Here is a 26,008-nt window from a genome sequence, read left to right as displayed (position 1 = left end):
CAGTTTGTAAGCAGGGATAAGCGATTATGGTATTGTGTAGTCAGGATGTTAAAAATAAAACTATCAAACTATGCTAAAGCAATAAGTATAAGTTACACAACCCCCCGCATGGCGAGGCTTCCAAGCCCTCTAGCGTTGCCACATCCAGCACGACAGACAGAAAGTCGTTTGATTATAGTTGACTACTCCCCACAATCGCCGAACTGAAAGACAGAGGTTCAGAATGCAGCTAACAGAACGTCACATCATCAAATCTACCGAACACCGTTTTGCTCAGATTGACGAACTAGCTTTTAAATCGAAGAATCTCTACAATGCTGCCAATTATGCGCTCCGTCAAAGTTTCATTTATGGATGGGGCTACATCAATTACAACGAAATGAATCGCTTGATGAAATCTCACGAAGCTTACAAAGCAATGCCCGCCAAAGTAAGCCAGCAAATCTTGATGTTGTTAGATAAAAACTGGAAATCTTTTTTTGAAGCTCTCAAAGCTTACAAAAAAGATGCCTCTAAATTTACGGGTCGTCCAAAACTACCTAAGTACAAAGATAAAGTAAAAGGTCGAAACATCCTGGTTTATACGATTCAAGCAATTAGCAGCAGGCAGTTGAAAAGTGGAATCATTAAACTGTCGGGTACTGAGATTTCAATCAAAACCAAAATAAATCCCGAACAAATCTGTCAAGTTAGATTGGTTCCCAAATGCGATGCTTATGTAATTGAGGTAATTTACAATGAACCGGAGTCCACCGCTAGAATTAACAACTTCGTAGCTAGTATTGATTTGGGACTGGACAATTTAGCGGCGCTAACTTCAAATCAACCGGGATTTATCCCTTTGTTGATTAACGGGCGACCATTAAAGTCAATTAACCAGTTCTACAACAAACGTAAAGCCCAATTGCAGTCTCAATTAAAAGGAAATCGCTCCTACTCATCACGGATTCAACGCTTGACCCGGTGTCGCCACCAAAAAGTAGATAATTACTTGCATCACACCAGCCGATTAATCGTCGATATTTTGACGGCGCATCAAATTGGGACGCTAATAATTGGCAAAAATGCACAGTGGAAAACCGGAATTGAATTGTCCAAACGAACTAATCAAAACTTTGTCAGTATTCCTCACGCTAGACTAATTGAGATGTTGGAATACAAAACTAGATTGGTGGGAATTAAAGTGATAGTTCAAGAAGAATCTTACACCTCTAAGTCGAGCTTTTTGAACCTAGATCCAATTCCTGTGTACGGACATACTGATGCGTCGAATGTCATATTTAGTGGCAGGCGAATCAAAAGAGGATTATACAGAACATCAGTCGGTAAATTAATTAACTCCGATGTTAATGGTTCTTACAACATCCTCAGAAAAGCAATCCCAAATGCTTTTAGCAATGGGATAGAGAGCTGCGTACTTGGGCCGAGGCGGGTCAATCCGCTCAAAGTAAAAGCGAAGGGGGAGGGATTTAACGCCTCCCGTGTCATGTAATAAATGACTATACTTTTACCAGCTATATGTTTCATATTTATCAATCAAATTTATGGGACTTCAGATTTCGCATTTTAGCTTAATATGGGGCAGTGCCAGTTATTACATACTTGCACCTTCACCCGTTACCCTGACATTATTAAACCTCAAATCTCAAATTAACTGACTGATGGATTTAGATCTACAGATTCAAGCACTAATCGAGCAAGCTCCGCCTGACGGTTCGACGCCACAAATCTTAAAGGCGATCGCCCCGGCGCTGGTTTTAATTGCCCAACAGCTACAGCACCTCGAATACTCGATCCTGCAATCGGTAGACGAAAGTTGGGCGATCGTAGTTTTGAGCAATCTCAAGCAACCGGGACAGGAGAAGAAGGTGATTTATGCTTTTCCCACTCTTAAAGATGCGTCCTCGGCTGCGGCGGCTGGGGGCGGGAGCGTCAAGCCCGTACAGTTGCCTGTCACTCACATTTTATTTCAGATGATTGCTCTTGAAGGTCTCGACAGTATTGTTTTTTTTGAAAATCCCGGCAATCAAGAAGTCGGGGTGGAAATCCCTCGCCGACAAGTGCAGGACTTAATCAATGTTTACTTGCAACAGTATCGATCGGCTCCACCGTCGGATATTGCTTAAACAAATCAATTTGTTATTAATTGGCGATCGGGCATTAGGCCTCGGGTATTACCCATTACCAATTACCCATTACCAATTAGTGTCAACTTAAGACTGAAACCATTGATAAATCTAGCTTGACGCTGAGTCTAAATCCCCCTAAATCCCCCTAAATAAGCGGGACTTTGAGAAAATTCTTGTTCCCCCCTTAAGAAGGGGGGTTAGGGGGGATCTGGGCCTCAGCGTCAAAGCAGTCTGGGACTACATTTGACCTGGTTGTTTACACCAATTACCCATTACCAATAAAGTGCAACTTTTTAACCTCTAATACAGCCGGCTCAAAACGTAATCTGCCAAATCAATCAAGGCTTGACGGGATTCTGAATTCGGCAGCCCAGCTAAGTATTCGACAGCTTTTTGTGCGTGATTTGTTGCTAGTTCTCGCGATCGCTCTATGCCCCGAGACTCGTGTACCAGTGCCAGAGCCTGCTCTAGATCTCCTTCTTGGGCGAATTCGCGTTCTATGAGAACTTCCAAATAAGGCTTTTCTTCTAGGGCAAATAGCGCTGGTGCTGTCAGATTACCGCCGATCAGATCCGAGCCTGCGGGTTTCCCCAAAGTTTCCGTTGAAGCAGTGAAATCCAATATATCATCTACTATTTGGAATGCTAAACCAATGTTGCGACCGTAGTTGTACAAATCGTCTGCTATTTCTGCTGGAACCTCGCTCAAACAGCCCGCTGCTTTGGAACTGTTGGCAATTAAAGACGCTGTTTTGTAATAACTTTTTTCTAAGTACGCTTCGATCGACAAACTGGTGTCAAATCCATTTAGTCCCTGTTGAATTTCGCCCTCAGCTAAATCCATAATCACTTCTGAAAGCAGTTTGACTACTGGCAGGTTGTCCAGATTTGCCAAGTGCCACGAAGATTGAGCAAACAGAAAATCTCCCGCCAATACTGCCACTCGGTTGTTAAACCGACTGTGTACTGTCGGTACTCCCCGTCGCAGATCCGACTCGTCCACCACGTCGTCGTGGACTAGACTGGCTGTGTGGATCATTTCTGTGATTTCCGCGAGGCGGCGGTGTTTTTCGGTGATTTCCCGATCGGGCATCGTCGCCTTGGCCATCAACAAGACTATTGCGGGTCTCACCCGTTTTCCCTTTGTGCCGAATAAGTATTCTGCAGCCGCGTACAATATGGGATGACGGGCACCCACTAACTGTTTTAAGTTTTCTGTCAACAGTCGCAGGTCTTCTTCAACCGAGGAAAATAGGAGAGTGCTAGAGATCATGGATACGCCGACTCAAGCCGTAAAGTAACAAAATTTTACATATCATATCTTTATCTTAAGGCAATTCTCTGCAATAGGGAAGAAAAATCTAGCCGATCGGCAGTTATTTGTCATCTGCTAGGGGCTAAGAGTCACCCCACTACCTCCGGTGAGTGGCCCGCTGGCAGAGCGGTTGCCCCTATTGTATCGAATTGTTAAGTACACTGCCAAAAAATAGCTAAATCCCAGAAACCCTGTGTTATTATAGGTATTAAGGATTTAAACAATTCTATACATTAAGTACAGGCTGTAATTGAGCCTGGCTGGCAGGTAGCTTTCAGATGCCTGTAAGAGTTTCGTAGAGCCAGCCTTGTTAGTCGATCGCAGCGAAAATTTCTGGGACAGATTTTTAGTTCCTTGTGGCTAAAAATTTTCAGGAGTTAAGACTAGCGCATGAGATGTGCACGGTAGCTCAAAGCAGCTAAAGTGGATGGTTTTACGCTGTTCCAGCATCTGTAAAGCAGTAAATCATTATTGACCTCGCCCAAAAACGGGTAGAAGCCACGACAATTGTCGTGGGTAGCCCAAAATTTTAGATCTTAGTTGAAGCTCCCAGATTTATCTGCCGAGTAAATCTAAAATCGAAAAATGGAAAATCTCAAATCGACTCACCGGGAACGCCTAAGTTTTTCGGCAAGCCTGATATGGAAAAGTAGCCTTCAGAACCAAGGCATAGTCTTGCGTGCTGACTTAATGTAGTAGGTCTTGAACTTGTCCCGTCCTCCTCCTCGTCCTTGACTTTTGGTTCTAATTATGATTTATCGCGATATTCCTCTAATTATTCCCATTCTAGCCGCCGGTTATGTAATGACTATTTATATAGTGCTGATGTTGGCCGAACGTAGCTCTAAAATAACTCGATTGGGCGAGTAGTGCAATGCTTGGCAGCCGAATCCGGCCTCGCCCGCCATGGACTACTCGCTCAGAATTCCGAATATTCAACAATAACCCTGCCTTAAATGCTTGCACACAAAGGCAGGGTTATATGATTTTAGACTTTAGATTGAAGATTTGCGATCGAGCTCGTGGTTTAGGGCTTACAGGCAAGTCTGAGAATATAGGTGGCGGTAGCTGCGAACACATATCAGTGGCTACACTAAGTTGACAGTCCTCGACATACAGGCCCGAGGATTCTTAAGACATTTCGATCTTAATATCCCGCTTAGCGTGCGGGTTCTTGGGCGCAATCCTTTTGCCTTCAAAGGTGGGCTGCTATCCTTGTCTTGCAACAAGCTCAGAGAAGCGTTTAGGGATTTAAAAAAATCCCTGGTTTCGCGTCCTGGCCCGCGTACCATGAACAAAGCTCTATCTTTTGTTGTTTGTAATTGACTTTAATTACGATTTTTCCTCGCTTTGCAGCAAGATACTTAATCCTTAAAATCTACTTTGAGAGTAGAATTGATTAACACCAAAGTCAAGACTATGTTACATTACTTGATTACGGGAAAAGCCGTCCTATAAGGACGGGGTTTTAGACCCAAGTTTTTGATAAACGCTGCTGCTCTCTAAGATTCTGCGGTTATGCTCCACTTCCCCGGCTACAAAATTTTCAGGAAAATCTATCAAAGCGATCGATCTCTAGTTTACCGGGGCGTGCGATCGGCCGACGGTCAGCGCGTAATCTTCAAGATACTCAAGCAAGAGTACCCCACTCCGGCTGCACTCGCCCGTCACAAGCAAGAATATGACATCATCCGCAGCTTAAATCACCCAGGAGTTGTCCAAGCTTACAGCTTAGAACAGTACGATCGCACTTTGGCGATCGTACTCCAAGACTTCGGAGGAGAATCTTTCAAAAGGTTCATGCACTCTCGCCCCTTTACTCTATCCGAATCTCTGAGCTTCGCCATTCAAATAGCCGACATTTTGGGCGACATTCACAGCGCCAATATTATACACAAAGATATCAACCCTGCCAACATAGTTTTCAATCCCAGCACCAACCAACTCAAAATCATTGACTTTGGGATAGCCAGCGTCTTCGCGCCCGACAAATTAACCGAACAACCCACCCTCAAGCATCCCCATATTCTAGAAGGCACTCTCGCCTATATCTCTCCAGAACAAACTGGCAGAATGAACCGCAGCCTAGATTATCGCACCGACTATTACTCTCTCGGCGCAACTCTCTATGAAATGCTGACGGGCCAACTGCCGTTTGAAACCAGTAGTGCCCTAGAATTAGTACATTGCCACATTGCCAAACAGCCAAAACCGGTCGCCGAAGTCGATCGACAAATTCCCGCAGCAGTTTCTCATATCGTCGCCAAATTATTAGCCAAAAACGCAGAAGACCGCTACCAAAGTGCTTGGGGCATCAAAGCAGACTTAGAAGAATGTCTCAACCAATTAAACACCCACGGTAAAATATCAGAAATCTCCATAGCCAACCAAGATATTTCCGATAAATTTCAAATTCCGCAAAAACTGTACGGACGCGAAACACAAATTCAAACATTACTGGCAGCATTTGAGCGAATCACCAACAATAACCCCCGCTTTCCCAGGCAAAAACGGGTAGAATTGATGTTAGTAGCAGGTGATTTCGGTACAGGAAAGTCATCGCTGGTACAAGAAATTTACCAGCCAATTATCGAAAAACAGGGCTATTCAATCGCTGGAAAATTCGACAAATCGCAGCCAAAACTTCCTTACAGTGCCCTCGTCAAAGCTTGTGAAGAACTGCTCCAACAAATTCTCGCCGAAAGCGAATATAGATTTCAAGACTGGCGCGCCAAACTCTTAGCTGCTATCGCACCAAACGCTCAAGTCATTATTGACGTGATGCCCGATCTAGAATTGATTCTCGGCAAACAACCTGCTGTACCAGAATTAGAACCCAATGAGGCTACCAATCGTTTTAACTTAGTATTTATCCAATTTCTGCGGGTATTTTCTTCAGAGAAACATCCCTTAGTTATTTTTCTAGACGATTTGCAGTGGGCTGACTCCGCTAGCCTCAAATTAATTCAACTAATGGTGACTGGTTCAATCACAAGCCACAACCATGAAAATATTGAAATTTTCCAACCAATAACCCTTGAGAATTTATCTCTGATACAGCCCGAATATTTATTGATTGTTGGAGCATATTGCGACAAAGATGTCAGTCCTGTTCATCCTTTGATGCTGGCAGTGGCAGAATTGCAAAACCAGGGAGCAACGGTAAATCAAATTACCTTACCTCCGTTGGAAATAGCAGATATTACTAATTTGATTGCTGACACATTACGCAGCGACAAAAAATTAGCAGCACCTCTAGCAGCATTGGTGAAGCGAAAAACAGGGGGCAATCCTTTCTTTGTTAGCGAATTCCTGAAAATGCTGCACTCTGAAAACTTAATAACTTTTAGTTTTCCTAGCTGTCCCCAGTTGACTTTTGATGCTACCTCATTCGCAACTTCTGCCTCAGATTATGTCAATAATTGCGCCGAATTTCAAGCAGGCTGGCAGTGGGATCTAGCTCAAATTGAGGAGATGGAAATTACCGATAATGTGGTGGAATTGATGATTGGCAAATTGCAAAAACTGCCAGAGTCAACGCAGCAAGTTTTACGCTTTGCAGCTTGCGTGGGAATAGATTTTGATTTGCACGTGCTGTCTGTGATTTGCGAAAAGTCTCCCCAGTTAGTGTTTTCTGACCTCCAAGCAGCACTGGCATCTGGTTTGATTTTAGCAGTTTCTGAGGTAAATGCCGAGCTGTTAATTGTGAATTTTAAGTTTTTGCACGATCGAGTACAGCAAGCCGCTTATGCTTTGATTGACGAGGACTATAAAAAAATAGTTCACTGGCAAATAGGTTGCTTTTTATGGAAAAATACGGACGGATATTCGCTGACAGATGATATCTTTAAAATAGTCGATCAGATTAACATTGGCATAGAAAATGGTTTAGATTTAACACCGACATTTACTCAGGAAGAGCGAGATCGAATCGCTAATTTGAATTTGATTGCTGGCAGAAAAGCTAAGGCTGCTACCGCTTATGCTGCTGCGGTGATGTATTTAAATGTCAGCCGTCGATTGCTGGCAGATTCGAGCTGGGAAAATCAGTACGAGTTAACTTTAAATCTTTATATAGAATCCGTTGAGGTGGCGTACTTTAGCGGCGCATTTGAGCTGATGGAACAGTTAGCTGGGACTGTGCTGCAACAAGGCAGAACTCTGTTGGACAAAATCAAAGTTTATGAGGTAAAAATTCAAGCTTATATCGTGCAGAGGAGACAGCCAGAAGCGATCGCGATCGCCAGAGAAGTGCTAGCACAATTTGGCGTAACTTTTTCCGATAATCCTAGCGAGTTAAACATTCAGTGGGAATTAGAGCAAACAGCGGCAAAATTAGCCGGAAAGAAGATCGAAGACTTAATTAATCTGCCTTTGATGACATCTCCCGAACAACTGGCAGCAAGGCGGATCGCAGCAAGCATAGTTCCTGCGGTATTTCACTGCGATCCTCAACTATTAACTCCGTTGGTTTTGTCACAGATTAATTCATGTATTCAGTATGGAAATTCACCGCTTTCTGCCTTTTTCTACGCAGCTTGGGGCGTAGTTATGAACTACGCATCTCAAGACATTGAATCGGCAAATAAGTTAGGGGAATTGGCTTTAAACTTAGCATCAATGTTCAATGCAAAAAGCCTCCGAGGGAAGATATTATATATAGTAGCAGCTTGTATCGCTCACAGCAAATATCATGTCAGGGAAACCCTGCCAATGTTCCGAGAAAGCTATCAAAGTGCACTCAAAAACGGAGATTTTGAGTTTGTCGCTTATTGTGCAAAACAAAAATCTCAATATGCTTATTTGGTAGGGCAAGAACTTACAAATCTAAAAGTCGAAATTGCTGAATCTAGCAACCTGCTGGCTCAACTCAAGCAATCAATCAACTTGCAGTGCAATCAAATATTTCATCAAGCGGTGCTTAACTTGCTGGGTGAAGCAGAGAATCCTTGCAATTTATCGGGGACAGCTTGCGAAGAAGAGCATCTGCTACCGTTGCTGGCGAAAGCGAACGATCGCACGGGAATACATTACTTTTATTTGCACAAGCTCATACTGTGTTATTTATTCGGGGATTTGTGCCAAGCACTGGAAAATGCAGGTAAATTTAGACAAGGTTTAATGGGAGGAACTGGTTTTTTAACTGTGCCGGTGTTCCATTTTTATGATTCTTTGGCTGCACTAGCTGCTTGTTCTGAGGCGGATGTATTGGAGAGAGAGATGCTGCTCGAAAGAGTAGGAGAAAACCAAAAGAAAATGCAGACATGGGCTGCACGCGCCCCCATGAATCACTTGCACAAATTTCATCTGGTTGAGGCTGAGAAATATCGGGTTTTGGGCGATAATTTTCAGGCAATGGAGGAGTACGATCGCGCGATTGGTTTGGCGAAGCAAAACGAATATCTTAACGAAGAAGCTCTCGCTAACGAACTTGCAGCTAAGTTCTATATCGGTTGGGGAAAAGAGAAGATTGCACGAGTTTATTTGGCTGATGCTCACTATGGTTACACTCACTGGGGAGCTCAAGCTAAAGTTGAGGATTTGGAAACACAGTATCCCCAATTTTTAATCAGAATTCCAGTGTCAACTAGCATTACCAGCGACAGCGCTACAGTTACTAATATTTCCAGCAGCCACGATTCGGGCCAAACTTTTGATTTGGCGGCAGTGATGAAAGCCTTTGGTGCGATCGCTAGCGAGATTGTGCTGGACAAGTTGCTGGCGAAGTTGATGAGAATTATGCTGCAAAATGCGGGGGCAGAAAATGGTTTTTTGATTTTGGAAAGCCGAGGTAAGTTTTTGGTAGAAGCTTCGGGAAAATTAGATGGCGACCGCGTGGATGTTTTGCAGTCGGTTCCTGCTGAAAAGTGCCTGCCTGTTTCCATTATTAATTATGTCGCTCGTAGGAAACAAAATGTTGTAGAAAGTGACGCAGCTAACAAAGGAAGATTTACGCGCGATCCGTATATTGTCAGACATAATTCTCAATCTATATTGTGCGCGCCCTTGCTGAATCAAGGTCAATTAATTGGGATGGTTTATTTAGAGAACAATCTCACTACGAGTGCTTTTACTGATGACAGGGTAGAGGTTTTGCAACTGTTATCGACGCAGGCTGCTGTTTCTATTGCTAATGCTAAACTTTACGCAGAAGTGCGGGAAAGTCAGAGCAAGTTGACGCAGTTTTTAGAAGCTTTACCTGTGGGAATAACTGTACTTAATCCCCAGGGTAAGGTATCTTACATCAATGAAACTGGACAGCGGTTGCTGGATCAAATTTTGGCGCCGTCAGCTACAGGTGAAGAGTTGATATCAGCTTCTGAAATTTATATATCAGGAATGGAAAGCCCCTGTTCTGAACAACAACTGCCGGCTTGGCGAGCTCTCAATGGCGAAAGTGCGATCGCCGATAATTTAGAAGTCCGCAGAGATGGGAAGATTGTGCCTTTGGAAATGCACTCGCAACCGATTTTTGACAACAAAAACAATATTGTCTATGCGATTACTGCTTTCAGCGATATCACCGATCGCAAACAAGCTGAGAAACTGGTAGCAGAGTACAACAGAACCTTGGAAATGCAAGTAGCCGATCGCACCAGAGAACTCTCGGAAGCCCTGCAACACCTGCAAGCAACGCAACGAGAACTCATTCAATCCGAAAAAATGGCAGCATTGGGACAGCTAGTTGCTGGTGTGGCTCACGAAATCAATACTCCCCTGGGTGCGATTCGATCGTCTGTCGAGAATTTAGCCGATTTTTTCAATCAAAATCTGGCCCAAATCGCGGATTTTTTCCACAAAATGTCCCCGGAACGTTACTCTGATTTATTGACGCTGCTCCCCAAATACCAGTCGCAGGCGATGCTCTTTTCCAACCGAGAAAAACGCCAGTTTAAAAGAGCTTTGATTCAGCAGCTATCAAACAATTCTGTGGCAAATTCAGAAACAGTAGCAGACACCTTAGTTGATATCGGCATTTACGACAATATCGAATCAATTTTGCCTTTGCTGCAAGACCCCACTAGCTCGGATATTTTACAGCAAGCCTATCAATTTACTGCTTTGCAAAGAAGTACGAATACTATTATCACAGCTACAGATAGAGCTGCAAAAGTAGTTTTTGCTTTAAAAGCATATTCTCGCTCTAACTCTATGGGAGAAAAGGTTATTGCCAATATTACTGAGGGGATTGAAACTATATTAACTCTTTATTACAACCAACTCAAACACGGAGTAGAAGTTGTGAGGAATTATCAAGATGGACTGCCTGAATTGCTGTGCTATCCAGACGAACTCAATCAAGTTTGGACAAATCTGATTCACAATGCTTTACAAGCAATGAACAATTGCGGAATTTTAACAGTAGATGTTAGAGTAGAAAATCAGCTCCTGTTGGTGGGCGTTAGGGATAACGGCACAGGAATTCCCCCGGAAATTTTGCCGCGAATATTTGAACCCTTCTTTACCACAAAACCCGCCGGAGAAGGCAGCGGCTTGGGACTGGATATTGTTAAGAAAATTGTCGAAAAACATTCGGGTAATATAGAAGTAACATCCGCGATCGGTCAAACGAGCTTTATCGTGTCAATTCCGATCGCCTTTTAGCGCTATAGCACTAGAAATTTTACCGAGGCGCGACCAAAAATGCCACTCTAGACCGATGTCATTCGATTTAAGATTTGAGAATTTAGATTTAGTTGTAGTGCCGTGAATCTGGGAGCTTGAACAGGAGTCTAAAATTTTTCGTGCTCTATGACTTGAGTCGGTGGGACGGTATCCATTTTTTGGAAGGTCAAACTAAAATGGAAATTAGGCCAGTGTTCCAAACCGTTATGCGATCGGTGATGATTTCCCATTCTTCAATTCTTTAATCTCAAATCTCAAATCTAAAATCTAAAATGGTATGAGACGGATGTCAGACTTCGATGGTGGTCAGGGTGCGGCCATTGTCAAAGCTCAGATCTAAAATGGCATTAATTGCCGGTTCCACCTGCATCTCCCCCTTGATTTGCCCATGTCAATAACAGTTTCTGATAGCCAAAGCTTCTTAGAACAGGCGATCGACCGCAAACCGCCGGTACTCCCTCCTGATACACCCTTGAAAGTCGCGATCGCCGCCATGACTCAGGCGAGGGCTAGTTGCATTTTAATCGCGTTCGATCGGCAACTGATGGGAATTTTTACAGAGCGCGATGTTGTGAAAATAACTGCGAGCGAAATACCGCTAGCAGGGATGACAATTTCTGAGGTAATGACACAAAAGCCGATCGCCATTTCCCTGGAAAAAGCGGGGAATATCTTCAAAATATTGAATATATTGCGATCCTCTTCGAGGGCTGCGCTAACGACAAAAATCCGTCACTTGCCCGTCACAGACAACAGCGGAAACTTGCTGGGCGCCATCACCGGAGAAAGCATCCGTCAAATCCTGAAACCGGGCGACTTGCTGCAAATGCGGCGCGCCGAAGAAATTATGACCGCAGAAGTAAGAGTTGCCTCAACTAACACCTCAGTTTTAGAAGTGGCAAAACAGATGGCAACTCACCGCAAAAGCTGCATAGTCATTTGCAATGAGTCCGACAACAAAAATCAGAAACCAGTCGGCATCATTACAGAATGGGACATTGTTAAATTCCAAGCTGCCGGACTCGATTTCGCTGGCACGATGGCCGCCACCGCCATGAGTTTTCCCCTGATGCAGTTGCAGGCAAAAGCCACATTGTGGGAGGCTCACCAGTTCATGCAGGATCGCCACATCCGGCGCTTGGTGGTGGTGGACGAGGGAGGATATTTAGCCGGAATTATCACCCAAAGTAGCCTGCTGCAAGCCTTAGACCCGGTAGAAATGCACGCGAATGTCGAGCTTTTGCAGGAAACAGTTGCCGAAAATATCCTGGAGTTAAAAAAAGTGAACGAACAATTGCAAAAAGAAGCGCTTCGCAGAACCGAAATAGAGGAAGAGTTGCGGTTATTAAATGAAAACTTAGAAGAGCAAATTAAGCTGCGTACTGTAGAATTAATTAACACGAACAGTCAATTAAAGAAGGAAATACAAGACCGCGCCACCGCCGAAGCTGAAGTGCGCCGCCTCAACACCGAACTGGAACAGCGAGTTCGAGAGCGCACGGTTCAACTAGGAGCCAGCAACCAAGAATTACAGCAAGAAATTTGCGATCGCAAATTGCTAGAAGAAAAATTACACTTTTCTGAAACCAAAGTTCGTGCTGTTTTTGAAGCGATGACAGACATCGTTCTCGTACTAAATATTCATGGCAACATAGAGGTTTTGCCGACTAATACGGCGGCAGTTTATGAGCCGGATTGCGATCTAGTCAGCCTGACGGTCGAACATTTTTTTGACGACGACAACCCCGATGATTGGTGGATGCTAGTTCAGCAAGTGTTAGAGACGCAACAAACCCTCAATTTCGACTACAGTTTAACAGTTGGCGATCGCGAAATTTGGTTTTCCGCCTGTATTTCTCTGTTCTCAAAAGATGCAGTGATTTGGGTTGCCCGCAACATCAGCGCCCGCAAACTAGCAGAGTCAGCGCTGTGCAAAAAAAATGTAGAATTAGCTCATACCCTAGAAGAACTGAAGCGCACTCAACAAGAGCTGATTCAATCAGAAAAAATGGCAGCCCTCGGACAGTTAATTGCCGGAGTTGCCCACGAAATCAATTCTCCTTTAGGGGCGATTCGCTCCTCGGTGCAGAACATCGCCGACTTCTGGGCCGAACAATTGCACCAGTTACCGATATTTTTCAAGCAACTATCTCCGGAACGGCAGCAGGATTTCTTTGCCCTGCTGTACAACTCAACTACGGAAACAGACAACTTATCTAGCAAAGAAAAACGTCAGTTGAAAAAACTTTTGCAGCGGCAATTAGAATTAGAAAAAATTGACGACGCTGACAGCCTTGCTTGTACCTTGTTAGATATTGGTATTTGCAATAATCTCGAACGTTTTTTACCTTTGTTGAAAGACAGCGCAAGTCCAAATATTTTACAAACCGCTTACGAATTTGCTACGGTACAAAAAAGCACTAAAAATATTGTTACTGCGACAGATAGGGCAGCCAAAATTGTTTTTGCCTTGAAAAGCTATTCTCGTTACGACCAGTCGGGTTCCAAGGCGATCGCCAATATTACCGACGGGATTGATACTGTTTTAACGCTTTACCACTACCAAATCAAACATGGTGTGGAAGTCGTCAGGAATTATGGTAATGATTTACCCTCTATGCTATGCTATCCTGATGAACTAAATCAAGTTTGGACAAATTTGCTTCATAATGCTTTACAAGCGATGGGCAACAAAGGAATGTTAAAAATTGAGGTCAAACACCAAGATAACGCAATATCAGTCAGTATTACCGACAGCGGCCCCGGCATTCCTCCAGAGATTATGCCTAGAATTTTTGAGCCATTTTTCACTACTAAACCTCCTGGAGAAGGCAGCGGTTTGGGATTGGATATCGTTCATAAAATCATTAAAAAACACCAAGGTAAACTGCAAGTAGAAAGCGTGCCAGGTCAAACCAAATTTACTGTATCCTTGCCTATCGAAATCACTGAGAGAAATTAAAATCTGGCTCAATCTGCCCGTCCATTTTAAAATAAAAAAAGAGTAAAATTTTATGCCAAAACCAGTAATTTTGTGTGTTGACGATGAAGTTGTAATCTTAAACAGCTTGAAGATTCAACTGAAAAAAGAATTTGGTGATGATTACCTCTATGAAGTAGCAGAAAATGCCGATGAAGCTCTCGAAATTATTGAGGAAATTCAAGGAGAAGAGGAAAGCGATATTTTGGTCATAGTATCTGACTGGTTGATGCCGGGTCTTAAAGGAGATGAATTTTTGATCCGGGTTCACCAAAAATATCCCAATATTGTGAAAGTTATGCTGACCGGGCAAGCTGACGAAATAGCAATAGAACGGGTGAAAGAGCAGGCAAACTTGCACCGCTGTTTGTACAAGCCGTGGGACGGTCAAGAATTAGTAGAAACTATAAAATCTGGTTTAGCAAAAATATGAACAATAAACCTGTGATTATTTGCGTGGATGACGAACCGATCATTCTTGAAAGTTTGAAGATTGAGTTAAAAAAAGCCCTAGGAGAAGAACATTTATTAGAAACAGCCGAAGGCGGCGAAGAGGCTTTAGAGTTGATAGATGAATTGCTGGAAGAGGGTTGCGAAATCGTGGCTGTGATTTCCGACTACCTGATGCCCAATATCAAAGGGGACGAATTACTGAAGCAGATTCACATAATTTCACCAAAAACCATCAAAATCATGCTGACGGGGCAAGCAGACCTCGAAGCTGTGGCGAATACTATTAAATATGCTAAATTGTACCGCTACATATCTAAGCCTTGGCAGTCAGAAGATTTGAAGTTGACCTTAAAAGAAGCGGTCAACAGCTATTTTATGGAGAAGCAATTAGGGGAACAAAATGCTCAACTCCAAAAGCTGAATCAAGAATTGGAAACTTTAGTTGAGGAGCGGACTGCACAACTGAGCTTGTCTGAGGAAAAGTTTGCTAAAGCTTTTCGTTCTTCTCCCAACCCGATTACTATTGCCCGACTTAAAGACGGTCGTTATTTAGAAGTCAATGAGGCTTTTTGTCAGACAATTGGTTATTCGATAGCAGAAATTATCGATCGCACGGCGCTTGATTTGAATCTTTGGGAAAGCGAACCAGCCCGCGCCAAGTTGTTTGCAATGTTAGACGAACAAAAAATTGTTCGTAACTACGAATTTGATTGGCGCACGAAAACTGGGGAACTCAGAACCGGGCTGGTGTCTGCTGAAATCATTGACATTCACGGCGAAACCTGCGTGATTTCTGTGATTCAAGATATTAGCGATCGCAAATTGGCAGAAGAAAAACTCCGGGCTCTAGCTGCATCCTTAGCAGCAGCGCAGAGAATCGCCCGCGTCGGCAATTGGGAATGCGATTTTTCTGCCAATACAACTACTTGGTCGGAAGAATTATCTCATATTTTCGATCTCGATGCAACCGAGGCTGCGCCAACACTAAGTGAATTTGCACAATACGTGCATCCGGACGATCGCCAAAAATGGCAAACAACGATCGACGCTGCTATTGCTAGCGGCAAATCCTACAGTTTGGAATATCGCATCCTGCGCCCGGAACCGACAATTGCTGCGGATACTTGCCCGTCACAGACAAGTGAAGGCGGCTCGATCCGCTACATTGAATCCAAAGGAGAAGTAGTTGTCAACCAACAAGGGCAAGTGACTAAACTCTTCACAACTTTGATGGACATTACTGCCCGCAAGCTGGCGGAAATAGCATTAGCAGAAAGCGAAGAAAAATACCGTCATTTAGTTGAAACTTCCCAAGATATTATCTGGTCTTGCGATGCCCAAGGACACCTGACTTTTGTCAACCAAGCTGTCAAACAAATCTACGGTTATGAGCCGGAAGAAATGCTAGGCTATTCTTTTAGCGATTTCTTGGCGCCTGCCCAAATAGACCGGAACCGAGAACTTCAGCAGCACTTGCTGACGGGAGATGCTGTGTTTCAGTACGAAAGTATAGTATTAGGGAAAGACGGCAGGCAGATAGATGTCAATACAAAGGCGATCGCGCGATTGGATGCAGCAGGAAATATCATCGGTACCACAGGCACAGCCAGCGATATTACTGAGCGCAAACAAGCAGAAATATCGCTGCAAAAAGCCAAAGAAGAAGCCGACAGAGCCAACAAGGCTAAAAGTGAATTTCTCTCGAATATGAGCCACGAATTGCGAACTCCCCTCAACGCGATTCTCGGTTTCAGTCAACTGCTGGCGCGCGACGCAGCCCTCGGTAGTGACCAACAGCAATATTTAGGAATTATTAGCCGCAGCGGGGAACATTTGCTCGATCTGATCAACAATATTCTGCAAATGTCAAAAATCGAAGTCGGGCTGGTGACACTCAATAACAGCACCTTCGACTTGCACAGAATGCTAGAAAATACTGAAGATATGCTGAAGCTGCAAGCCGAAAAAAAAGGGTTGCAGTTAATTTGTGATGCTGCGCCCAACCTCCCTCAATATGTAGAAACAGATGAAAGTAAGTTGCGTCAAGTATTAATTAATGTGGTGGGAAATGCGATCAAGTTTACGGCAGAAGGTGGTGTTAACTTGAGAATCAAACATGAGCTGTTGTCAAACAGAAATAACGAAGAGATTGGGCCGATCGCAAATTGCTGCTTGCTCTTTGAAGTGGAAGACACGGGGGCGGGAATTTCTGCCCAAGAAATGGATAGTTTGTTTAAGCCTTTTGCTCAGACAGAAAGCGGAAGAAAAGCTCATGAAGGAACTGGTTTAGGCTTGCCGATCAGCAAACAGTTCGTTGAGTTAATGGGAGGAGAAATGACGGTGACAAGCAGCGTCGCTAACGGCAGTATTTTTAGATTTGATGTTAAAGTTTCGCTCCCTAATGCAGTGGAAATTCAGGTTGCTCAAACAACTCGTCGCGTTGTGGGCCTGGAACCCGGACAGCCGGAATACCGCATTTTAGCTGTGGACGATCGCCTGGAAAGCCGTTTGTTGCTGGTGAGAATGCTGTCATCTCTCGGTTTTACTGTGCGGCAGGCTGAAAATGGCGTTGAAGCTTTGTCCGTGTGGTCGAGTTGGGAACCTCATTTGATTTGGATGGATATGCGGATGCCGGTGATGGATGGCTACGAAGCTACTAAACAGATTAAAGCGCATTTGAAGGGTCAAGCAACGGTGATTATTGCTCTGACGGCGAGTGCTTTTGATGAGGAGCGATCGGTGATTTTGTCTGCTGGGTGCGATGATTTTGTCGCGAAGCCTTTTCGGGAACAAGTCATTCTGGAAAAGATGGCTAAGTATCTGGGTGTCCGCTATGTTTACGATCGAGAAGCTTCGCTAAGTTCCGATCCTGTTGCTGGTGGTGACGTTTCGGCGCCGACTGTGACGGCTCCTTTGCCTGTTGCGCTGAATTCTTCATTTTTTGAAGCTATGCCTCTCCAATGGGTTGATGAGTTGTACGAGGCGGCGGATTCGGTTGATAACGAGGAGATTTTTCGGCTGCTGTTGTCGATTCCTCCTGTTGATGCTGGTTACCGCAGCGCGATCGCCGATTTGGCGAATAACTTCCGGTGCGATCGGATTATTGATTTGATTGAGGAATTTAGAAATATTTGAGAGAAGAAGGAAGTTCGGCAACGGATTTTATAACGGATGTAACGGATTTAACGGATGTTGAGGTTAGAGGGGAGAGGTTCGAGGGGAGAGGGGCGGGTTCGGGATTGTTGATGGTTGAGGTCGATCGACTATTGCTAAACTTGCTCCTGGGCGATCGGCTAAACTATCTTTGATGATTATTTTAAATCAGTGGTGGACGAAGAAACTGGGTTTGATAACGAAAATATCTAGTTATACCAGTTACCCAAAAAATGCAACTGCTTTACCAGCGCTCCAAACCCTTATGGAATCCTTCATTCCCCATCTAAAATCGTATTACCAGAAAGAATTGGTTGAAAGCCCGCCCGCGGGAGTGGGAGAAATTAAAATCAGATTATTCATTACTCCAATCCTCGGACTTAAGGGTAGAGGTCGCTCTCCTTCTGTCAACTATCAACTGTCAACTGTTGAAGGCTCTCTATCTTGGCTGAAAAACCCGATTTCTCGGTTTTTTGTAGGTAAGTTCTGTAAATATAGAAGTAGTTGATGCTGGAGCGAGTGCTATAGTCAGGAACTCAGGGCTCAAGCCACTGAGCTTGTAAGAAATTGCAAGCTGTTCTGACCAGACCCCTCTTGTCGAGGAGACGTTATTTAGGTCACGACACCGGAGAATGCGACGCCAGTTTTCCGCTCTGTCATCTGCAATTAAATAGTTTTAAAGTCACTGAAACAGTGTTGCAGGTCTAACAAGCCTTTATAACCAGGTCGAGGCGAACATTACCCGAAAGGGATTCGGAGACAACCATATCTCCACAGAGGGGCAACCATACCCCTCTAACCCCGAAAGGGGATTCAAGGCGATTGAAATCGCCGAGTCGTTTTCCTCTCAGGTCTAAAGACTCGCTCCTTTCCCACTTACCGATTTTTTATGACGATTTAATTGGTTTTCATAATTTCAGCAATTATAAATTTAACACAAAATACCATCGATGACCACCAATAAAACAGAAAATAATAAAGGCAACATATTAATTGTTGACGACACTCCCGAAAATTTGCAAGTTTTATCAGCAACGCTGTCGGATCGCGGCTACAAAGTCCGGGGCGTAATCAACGGCAAAATGGCAATCAGAGCCGCGCGTTCAGGTTCTCCAGACTTGATTTTGCTCGACATAAAAATGCCAGAAATGGACGGCTATGAAGTCTGCACGCAGCTCAAGGTCGATCCGAAAACATCAGAAATTCCAGTTATTTTTATTAGCGCTTTAGATGAAGTATTAGACAAAGTAACCGCCTTTAAAGTAGGAGGGGTAGATTTTATAACCAAACCGTTTCATGTAGCAGAAGTTTTAGCGAGAATCGAACATCAACTGACTATCCAAAGACTGAAAAAACAATTGATCGATCGCAATACGGAACTGCAACAAGAAATAATAGAACGCAAAAAAGCCGAAGAAGCCGCAGCCGCTGCATCCCTAGCAAAAAGTCAATTCGTTGCCAACATGAGCCACGAATTGCGGACTCCCCTGAACGCCATCCTGGGTTTTACCCAAGTCATGAGCCGCGACTCTTTGCTCAGCCACGAAAATATTGAAAATCTCCGAATTATCAACCGCAGCGGTCAACATTTGCTGGAATTAATTAACGATGTTTTAGACTTGTCCAAAATAGAAGCCGGAATCATTGGCTTAGATGAACGCAGCTTTGACCTTTATCAACTTCTCGACACTCTCGAAGAGATGTTTCAAATCAAAGCTGAAACCAAAAATTTGCAACTAAGATTTTCCGTGCAGCCGAATGTTCCCCAATACATCAAAACTGATGAAAAAAAGCTGCGCGTATGTTTAATTAATTTGCTGGGAAATGCCATAAAGTTTACACCAAACTGCGGTAGTATTTGGCTGCGCGCTGTGCAAGCCAACCAGCAGCCTGCAAAATCGGAGGTGGATCCTAATTCTAATTCGGACGATTCCTATTTTATTTTGTTTGAAGTTGAAGACACGGGAGTTGGCATAGCAACAGCAGAAATTGACAAGTTATTTGAGGCTTTCGTGCAAACAGAAGCTGGCAAACAAGCGGCTGACGGTACGGGATTGGGTTTGACAATCACTAAAAAATATGTAGAGATCATGGGCGGAGATATTGAGGTAGACAGTGTTTTAGGTGAGGGAACCATTTTTAAATTTAATATCCGAGTATTTCCCGCTACTTCGTCTGAAATAACAGTGGCGACATTGCAGCGGGCGATCGCACTACAACCAGATCAACCAGTTTATCGGATTTTAGCAGTTGACGACAATCAAGAAAATCGGCTGCTGCTGGTGAAAATGCTGCAACCAATTGGTTTTGAAGTCCGAGAAGCGGAAAACGGCCTCCAAGCTGTTGAACTTTGGGAAAGTTGGCACCCTGATTTAATTTGGCTGGATACGCGAATGCCTGTAATGAACGGTTTTGAAGCCGTCAGACAAATTAGATCTAAAGAGAAACCATCTGAGCGTCGAACTGTAATTATTGCTCTGACTGCTAGCACCTTTGAGGAAAAAAAAGGCGAAATTCTTGCCGCAGGTTGCGACGATTTTGTGCGGAAACCTTTTCAAGAGCAAATGCTCTTTGATAAGATGGCTTCTTACTTGGGAGTGCGCTATATCTATCAAGAATGGCCCGCGCTCCCTATCGGGGCTTTACGGCGTTATTTTGTGAGCGAAAAACCAGATTCATTTTTCTCGCCGCTGCTCGCCCAGATGCCTCGAAGTTGGGTGCAGGAACTCTACGACGCAGTTAATGATGTTGATGAAGATCTGGCGATTCAAATTGTCGATCGCATTTCGGAAACTCATCCAACGTTAGCTGAGGCCTTAAAAGATTTGCTGGCAGATTACCGACTCGACAGGATAATGGATTTAACTCAATCTATTTTAAAATAAATGGAGCATAGTGAAATTAAAGTATTGGTGGTTGACGACCAACCGAGCAATCTGCGGTTCTTATCCGAGCTGCTAACTGCCCAGGGGTATCAAGTTTGTCGGGCTATTTGCGGTAAACTGGCGTTGAAGGCTGCGATCGCCCATTGCCCCGATTTAATTTTGCTCGACATCAGAATGCCGGAAATGAACGGTTATGAAGTTTGTCGGAGACTGAAAGCTACACCGGAAACCGAACAAATTCCGGTGATTTTTTTAAGTGTATTAGATGAGATTAATGATAAATTACAAGCTTTTCGAGTGGGCGGCGCCGACTATATTCTCAAGCCATTTCAAGTAGAAGAAGTTTTAGCGCGCATCGACAAGCAAGTCTGCTTGCAAAAACTGCAACAGCAACTAAAAGAGCAAAACACTGAACTGCAACAGTCGCAGTCGCTGCTTGCTAGCATCTTAAATAGTTCCTTAGATGGTGTGGTGGCTTATTCTGCCGTCCGCAACAGTCAGGGAAAGATTGTAGATTTCCAATGGCTGTTAGTCAACCCTGCTGCCAACAATATTTCTGGTAGGCCATTAAATGCGATAGTTGGCAATCATTTGTTGGCAGAAATTCCCGAGGTTCGCAATAATGGATTATTTGATTTGTACGTTTCTGTCGTAGAAACCGGAGAAATTTTAGACCAAGAATTTTATTACGAACACAATTCAGAGACAAGTGCTTGGCTGCACATTGTCGCGGTCAAATTAAACGACGGTCTGGCAGTAACATTTCGCAATATCACCGATCGCAAACGAGGAGAAATTGCCCTGCGAGAAAGTGAAGAACGTTTCCGCGCGATATTTGAGCAAGCAGCAGTCGGCATCGCTCAAACCACACTTTTAGGCGAATTTTTGCGAGTAAATCCTGGCTTTTGCCAAATTGTCCGCTATGCAGAATCGGAATTGTTGCAGCTTGATTGGCAGGCAATTACTCACCCTGATGACATCGAAGCTGGCAGAGAATACGTGCGGTTGCTGTTATCCGGGGAAATTCAAACTTTTTCTCGGGAAAAGCGTTTGATCTGCAAAGATCGGGAAGTGTGCTGGGCGAATGTTACTGTTTCGGTAATGCGCGATGCTGAGGGAACCGCGCAATATTTGATTTGTGCGATCGAGGATGTTTCCGAGCGCAAGCTGGTACAAGAATTGCTGCAAGCGAGTTTAGAAACTCAAACCCGTTATGCTGAAGAACTGACTCGTTCTAATGCCGAATTAGAACAGTTTGCCTACGTGGCTTCTCACGATTTGCAAGCACCTTTGGGCACGATTGCAGGCTACGCTCAACTATTAGAACGGCGCTATCAAAACCAACTTGATGCCCAGGGGAATAAATTTGTCGGCAATATTGTTAATTCTTGCGTGCGGATGCAGGCGCTGATTGATGACTTGCTGGAGTATTCGCGAGTGGGCCGCAGTCAGAAACCTTTTGAGCTGATAAATTGCAATCAGGTTTTTGAGGATGCTTGCGCTAATTTGCAGTTGGCAATCCGCAAGCATCAAGCTACTGTAACTAGGGGCGATTTGCCAATGGTAAGAGGTGACTGTTTTCAACTGTTGCAACTGTTTCAAAATTTAATTGGCAATGCCATTAAATACCGTACCAGCGAGGCGCCGGTGGTACAGGTGGGCGCTGCGCGTCAGGGAGATAACTGGGTGTTTGCGGTGCAGGACAACGGTATTGGCATTCCCGAACAGCACCATCCACGAATTTTTCAGATTTTTCAGCGCTTGCACACCCAAAAAGAGTATTCGGGAACAGGTATCGGTTTAGCGATTTGTCTGAGAATTGTCGAGCGGCATGGCGGCCGGCTTTGGGTAGAATCAGCACCCGGTCGAGGCTCGACTTTTTATTTTTCTGTTCCTGTTGCACCGTGAAATCAGCATTCTGCTTGGATCGGTCAGCAGTCATTTAGTTAAACTATAAATATTTTTATCATTTTTTACACAAATACTCATAAATTTTAGCATATTCACTGATGACATCAAGCTAAAAATCGTTCAGTATAATGATATTAGCTCGATCTCTATACAACTTAAAAATCAGCGGTGTGCGCCAGACTTGTCAGTTTGTTTCCACTGTATCCAGATCATCTGGCTTTGGGATGCAGTAGTTTTAGTAGTAATTTGCGGACAAGCATTTCTGATGTCTTTGCCGTTTGCCGGTGCTCGGAGAGACTGCCAAGTGAAACAAAGATTAGTGACAAACATTTGCGAATTATGCAAAACCGCCAATTGCTGCAACACAAATTCAGTGTTATGGGCCAGATTTGCCAGATCGTCGTGGCAACAGATGCTTTGCAGGCGATCGCAAACCGCTTCAAGTCCCGCTACCTCACAAAATTAGTTAGTCGTGAGGCCAAGCTGTGAATTATCCAAAGAAAAATGAAAAGAAAAAATTTACTATTTTAATAGCAAACGATGACGAGGACACGCGCTTTTTGGTGGAGGAAGCACTGCGAGAAGTTCGATTACCAATCAGAAGCGAATTTGTGGAAAATGGAGAACAAGTGCTAGACTATTTGTACCGTCGCCGTCAATATGCTGGTGGCAGCAATTGGCATCGACCAGACCTGATACTTTTGGATCTGAATATGCCGAGGCTTGACGGGCGAGAAGCACTAACTTCGATCAGATATGACCCCCAGTTTCAACAAATTCCGGTGGTGATTCTCACAACGTCGCACCGCAGCGGAGATATCTTGCTTTGCTACCGCTTGGGTGCGAATTCTTTCATATCTAAACCAGTCACTTTTCAAGGATTGGTGGAAGTAATGAAGATTTTATGCCAGTATTGGTTTGAAATCGTTTCGCTCCCGCCCCCCGATCTGTAAGCTTTAATTGATGGCTAGATAGTTTCAGTTGACAGTTGACAGTTGACAGTTGACAGTTGATAGTTGATAGTTGACAGTTGATAGTTGACAGTTGATAGTTGACAGTTGACAGTTGACAGTTGACCGCAAGAGGGCGACCTCTACTTAAAAGGAAGAGGATTGGAGTAATGAATAGTCTTCTTTTAACTTCTTCCTAAAAAGTAGAGGCTTTCAACCAATTATTTCTGCTAAACTGAATTTGATAGACCGACATATTGCTGCAATACGATTCTATTAAGGCAGATCCTGCCTAACTGCCCTTAAAAAGGTGGGGATAAGAATCCGATCGAAGTTCCGCTTCTTAAGGGGGATTTAGGGGATATTCGGGGAATAAATAGCCCGATCGCAAATAAGCAAATAAGTAGGTAGGTACAAATAAACAGGCTGATGGGGAGGTTGGGTGAGAGCAAGGCTCCACGGCCTGCTAGTTAAACATCCGGGTTCAACCCGCCACTAGAAGATATTATTGTTGTTTAGTGCCGATCGCCCGTATCGCTCTCAAAACAAAAACTTTCCTTAAACCTGCTCCAAACGCTATAGTTGTGTTAACACGTAACCAATGTCTGAAAATTTTGTTGGTTGAGGATGACCTCGCAGATGCGACGCTGATCGAAGATCTTTTAGGGTCATTCAGCGATGCTCTGTTTCGCCTCCAAACTGTTACATCTCTAGAGAGGGGACTCGCGTGTCTGGAAGCAGAAAAGTTTGACGCCGTACTATTAGACTTGTCAGTGTCAGACGGCTTGGGGGGAAGCGAGGATCTCGCCGTCTTGAAAGCCCGATCGCCCACAGTGCCAGTTGTGGTGCTGACGGATAGCAATGATGAGAATACGGCGCTGTCGGTATTGCGATCGGGCGCTCAAGATTGTTTGGTAAAGGGAAGATTTCAGAGAACTCTGCTGGTGCGAGCAATCCATTACGCGATCGAACGCCAGCAAGTCGAAGAACAATTGCGACAGCAGGCGATCCGAGAGCGGCTGTTGGGACAAATGATCGAACATATTCGATCGTCAATAGACGCGGCAAGCATTCTTCAAAGTACCGTAGCAGAAGTGCGCCAATTTCTCAAAACAGACCGGGTTTTAATTTATCGCTGTCAGGATTGGGCGTCTCAATTTGACGGGGAAGAGCAAAAAGGTGCGATCGTCGCAGGTGACGGTTTGCCAGACGGTTATATTGAAAACCAAAATATTAATGCTGCTTTGGCGGTGTCATGTTTAGTTTTGGTTGAATCCCAGTCTGTACAAGCAATAGCAGATGTCAACACTGCCGCATTGTCTGGGAGTTGCAAAGAATTGCTGGCAGATTGTGAAATTGCAGCAGTTTTAAGCGTGCCAATTTGGCAATCGGGCGACTGGGAAACGGCAAACCAAAGACTAGAAGGCACTGTTTGGGAAGCCGAAAAAAATCAATATGCAGCCGAAAATTATCTCTCGCTGCCGGCTGTTGGCAAGCCGCAGGCACAGGGAAAAAGTGCGCCGGATTTAGAGAGAGAAAATCGCAATAATTTGTGGGGAATGCTGACAGCATACAATTGCAGCGAGACGAGGGAATGGCAGCAGTGGGAAATAGATTTTTTACAGCACTTGGCGAATCAAGTAGCGATCGCGATCGAACAATCTCAACTTTACCGCCAGTTAGCAATAGCCAATCAAAAATTGCAGGAACTGGCCACGACTGACGGACTGACGGGCATTGCCAACCGCCGCCAGTTCGATCGCGTTTTGATGTTAGAGTGGCGCAGATTGGCAAGAGAGGAACTGCCGCTGTCTTTAATTATGTTTGACATCGACTTTTTTAAACTTTATAACGACTTTTACGGGCACCTCGGCGGCGACGATTGTTTGCGCCAAGTTGCCAAGGCGATCGCCTCTTGTGCCAAGCGGGCTGGGGATTTGCCGGCCCGCTACGGCGGCGAAGAATTTGCCATAGTGCTGCCCAACACCAGCGCTGAAGGGGCAAACATTGTCGCCCGGAAAATTTGCGATCGCATTGCCAGCTTGCAAGTGCCCCACGCGCGATCTTCGATCGGCTCCTACGTTACCGTCAGTTGCGGAATTGCCACAGCGATTCCTTCTGCCCAGCAATCTCCTGACAGCCTAATTCGCAGCGCTGACAGCGCCCTTTATCAAGCCAAAACCGAAGGCAAAAATCGTATTTGTCACGCCAGCAAGCCGGAATCTTCCCCTTTAACCGCTCTCGGTTTGTAGAAATGCTCGGCGGTTGGAAACCGCATCTACACAAACGATGTCCGCCTCTGCGGACTAAGAAATATGGAATTTGAGAGAAATGTGCGAGTGACTCTTCAACCTGCGGAGGCAGGTTTTGTTTGTGTAGACGCGGTTTCCAACCGCCGGGTTTTTTGGGTTGATATCTTCCTCTACGTCAAGAGCGATTGGTTGAGTCGATGGAAGGTATTATCCTTCGCACCTCTCAGTTAATTAGAGTCGATGCCTGTGTTACCACAGGACACCTCTCCTTCAGAACGCGGACGTGCAGCTTTCACTGCATCCGGCTCCTAGTCTGACACCTAATAAGTCGGGTTTAACCCGCTGTTCGGACTCT

At 44.4% G+C, this 26,008-nt stretch carries 13 protein-coding genes; 12 read left to right on the top strand and 1 reads right to left on the bottom strand.

Annotation, left to right across the window (positions count from 1 at the left end; translation table 11 throughout):
* Positions 1 to 223: 223 nt before the first annotated feature.
* Positions 224 to 1,492, top strand: a complete 1,269-nt coding sequence (locus QZ938_RS21510; protein WP_293150017.1) for a transposase — start codon at positions 224 to 226, stop codon at positions 1,490 to 1,492.
* Positions 1,493 to 1,661: 169 nt separating this feature from the next.
* Positions 1,662 to 2,126 carry a hypothetical protein gene (locus QZ938_RS21505; RefSeq protein WP_293150015.1) on the top strand — a complete coding sequence of 155 codons (465 nt, stop codon included), beginning with the start codon at positions 1,662 to 1,664 and terminating at the stop codon, positions 2,124 to 2,126.
* Positions 2,127 to 2,429: 303 nt separating this feature from the next.
* Here the strand turns inward: QZ938_RS21505 and sds are convergent, their stop codons facing one another.
* Complete coding sequence (gene sds / locus QZ938_RS21500) at positions 2,430 to 3,401, bottom strand: solanesyl diphosphate synthase (RefSeq protein ID WP_293353153.1); 972 nt, start codon at positions 3,399 to 3,401, stop codon at positions 2,430 to 2,432.
* Between the two features lie 1,560 nt (positions 3,402 to 4,961).
* Between sds and QZ938_RS21495 the strand changes: the two genes are divergently transcribed.
* From QZ938_RS21495 to QZ938_RS21450, 10 genes are all read left to right on the top strand, one after another.
* The gene (locus QZ938_RS21495) at positions 4,962 to 11,048 is read left to right on the top strand and encodes a trifunctional serine/threonine-protein kinase/ATP-binding protein/sensor histidine kinase (RefSeq protein WP_293353151.1); all 6,087 of its coding nucleotides are present in this window, start codon (positions 4,962 to 4,964) and stop codon (positions 11,046 to 11,048) included.
* 409 nt (positions 11,049 to 11,457) lie between these two features.
* On the top strand, positions 11,458 to 14,031 hold the full coding sequence (locus QZ938_RS21490) for a CBS domain-containing protein (protein ID WP_293353149.1): 2,574 nt from the start codon (positions 11,458 to 11,460) through the stop codon (positions 14,029 to 14,031).
* Between the two features lie 52 nt (positions 14,032 to 14,083).
* On the top strand, positions 14,084 to 14,482 hold the full coding sequence (locus QZ938_RS21485; RefSeq protein ID WP_293150007.1) for a response regulator: 399 nt from the start codon (positions 14,084 to 14,086) through the stop codon (positions 14,480 to 14,482).
* Positions 14,479 to 17,637 carry a PAS domain S-box protein gene (locus QZ938_RS21480; protein WP_293353147.1) on the top strand — a complete coding sequence of 1,053 codons (3,159 nt, stop codon included), beginning with the start codon at positions 14,479 to 14,481 and terminating at the stop codon, positions 17,635 to 17,637. The genes QZ938_RS21485 and QZ938_RS21480 overlap by 4 nt, the downstream gene beginning before the upstream one ends.
* Positions 17,634 to 17,810 carry a hypothetical protein gene (locus tag QZ938_RS21475; RefSeq protein WP_293330314.1) on the top strand — a complete coding sequence of 59 codons (177 nt, stop codon included), beginning with the start codon at positions 17,634 to 17,636 and terminating at the stop codon, positions 17,808 to 17,810. The genes QZ938_RS21480 and QZ938_RS21475 overlap by 4 nt, the downstream gene beginning before the upstream one ends.
* Before the next feature lie 795 nt (positions 17,811 to 18,605).
* A complete protein-coding gene (locus QZ938_RS21470) occupies positions 18,606 to 20,540 on the top strand; it encodes a response regulator (RefSeq protein WP_293353145.1) in 1,935 nt (644 codons plus the stop codon).
* The gene (locus QZ938_RS21465; protein WP_293353143.1) at positions 20,541 to 22,448 is read left to right on the top strand and encodes an ATP-binding protein; all 1,908 of its coding nucleotides are present in this window, start codon (positions 20,541 to 20,543) and stop codon (positions 22,446 to 22,448) included.
* 342 nt (positions 22,449 to 22,790) lie between these two features.
* Entirely contained in the window at positions 22,791 to 22,940 is a 150-nt protein-coding gene (locus QZ938_RS21460) for a hypothetical protein (protein WP_293149999.1), read from the top strand.
* A complete protein-coding gene (locus QZ938_RS21455) occupies positions 22,937 to 23,404 on the top strand; it encodes a response regulator (RefSeq protein WP_293330298.1) in 468 nt (155 codons plus the stop codon). The genes QZ938_RS21460 and QZ938_RS21455 overlap by 4 nt, the downstream gene beginning before the upstream one ends.
* 581 nt (positions 23,405 to 23,985) lie before the next feature.
* Positions 23,986 to 25,653: a diguanylate cyclase gene (locus QZ938_RS21450; protein ID WP_293353141.1), complete on the top strand. Its 1,668-nt coding sequence runs from the start codon at positions 23,986 to 23,988 to the stop codon at positions 25,651 to 25,653.
* Positions 25,654 to 26,008: the final 355 nt, after the last annotated feature.

This window comes from Microcoleus sp. CAWBG27, assembly GCF_020883145.1.
Lineage (GTDB): Bacteria > Cyanobacteriota > Cyanobacteriia > Cyanobacteriales > Microcoleaceae > Microcoleus.
This window is presented reverse-complemented; position numbering and strand designations above follow the sequence as displayed.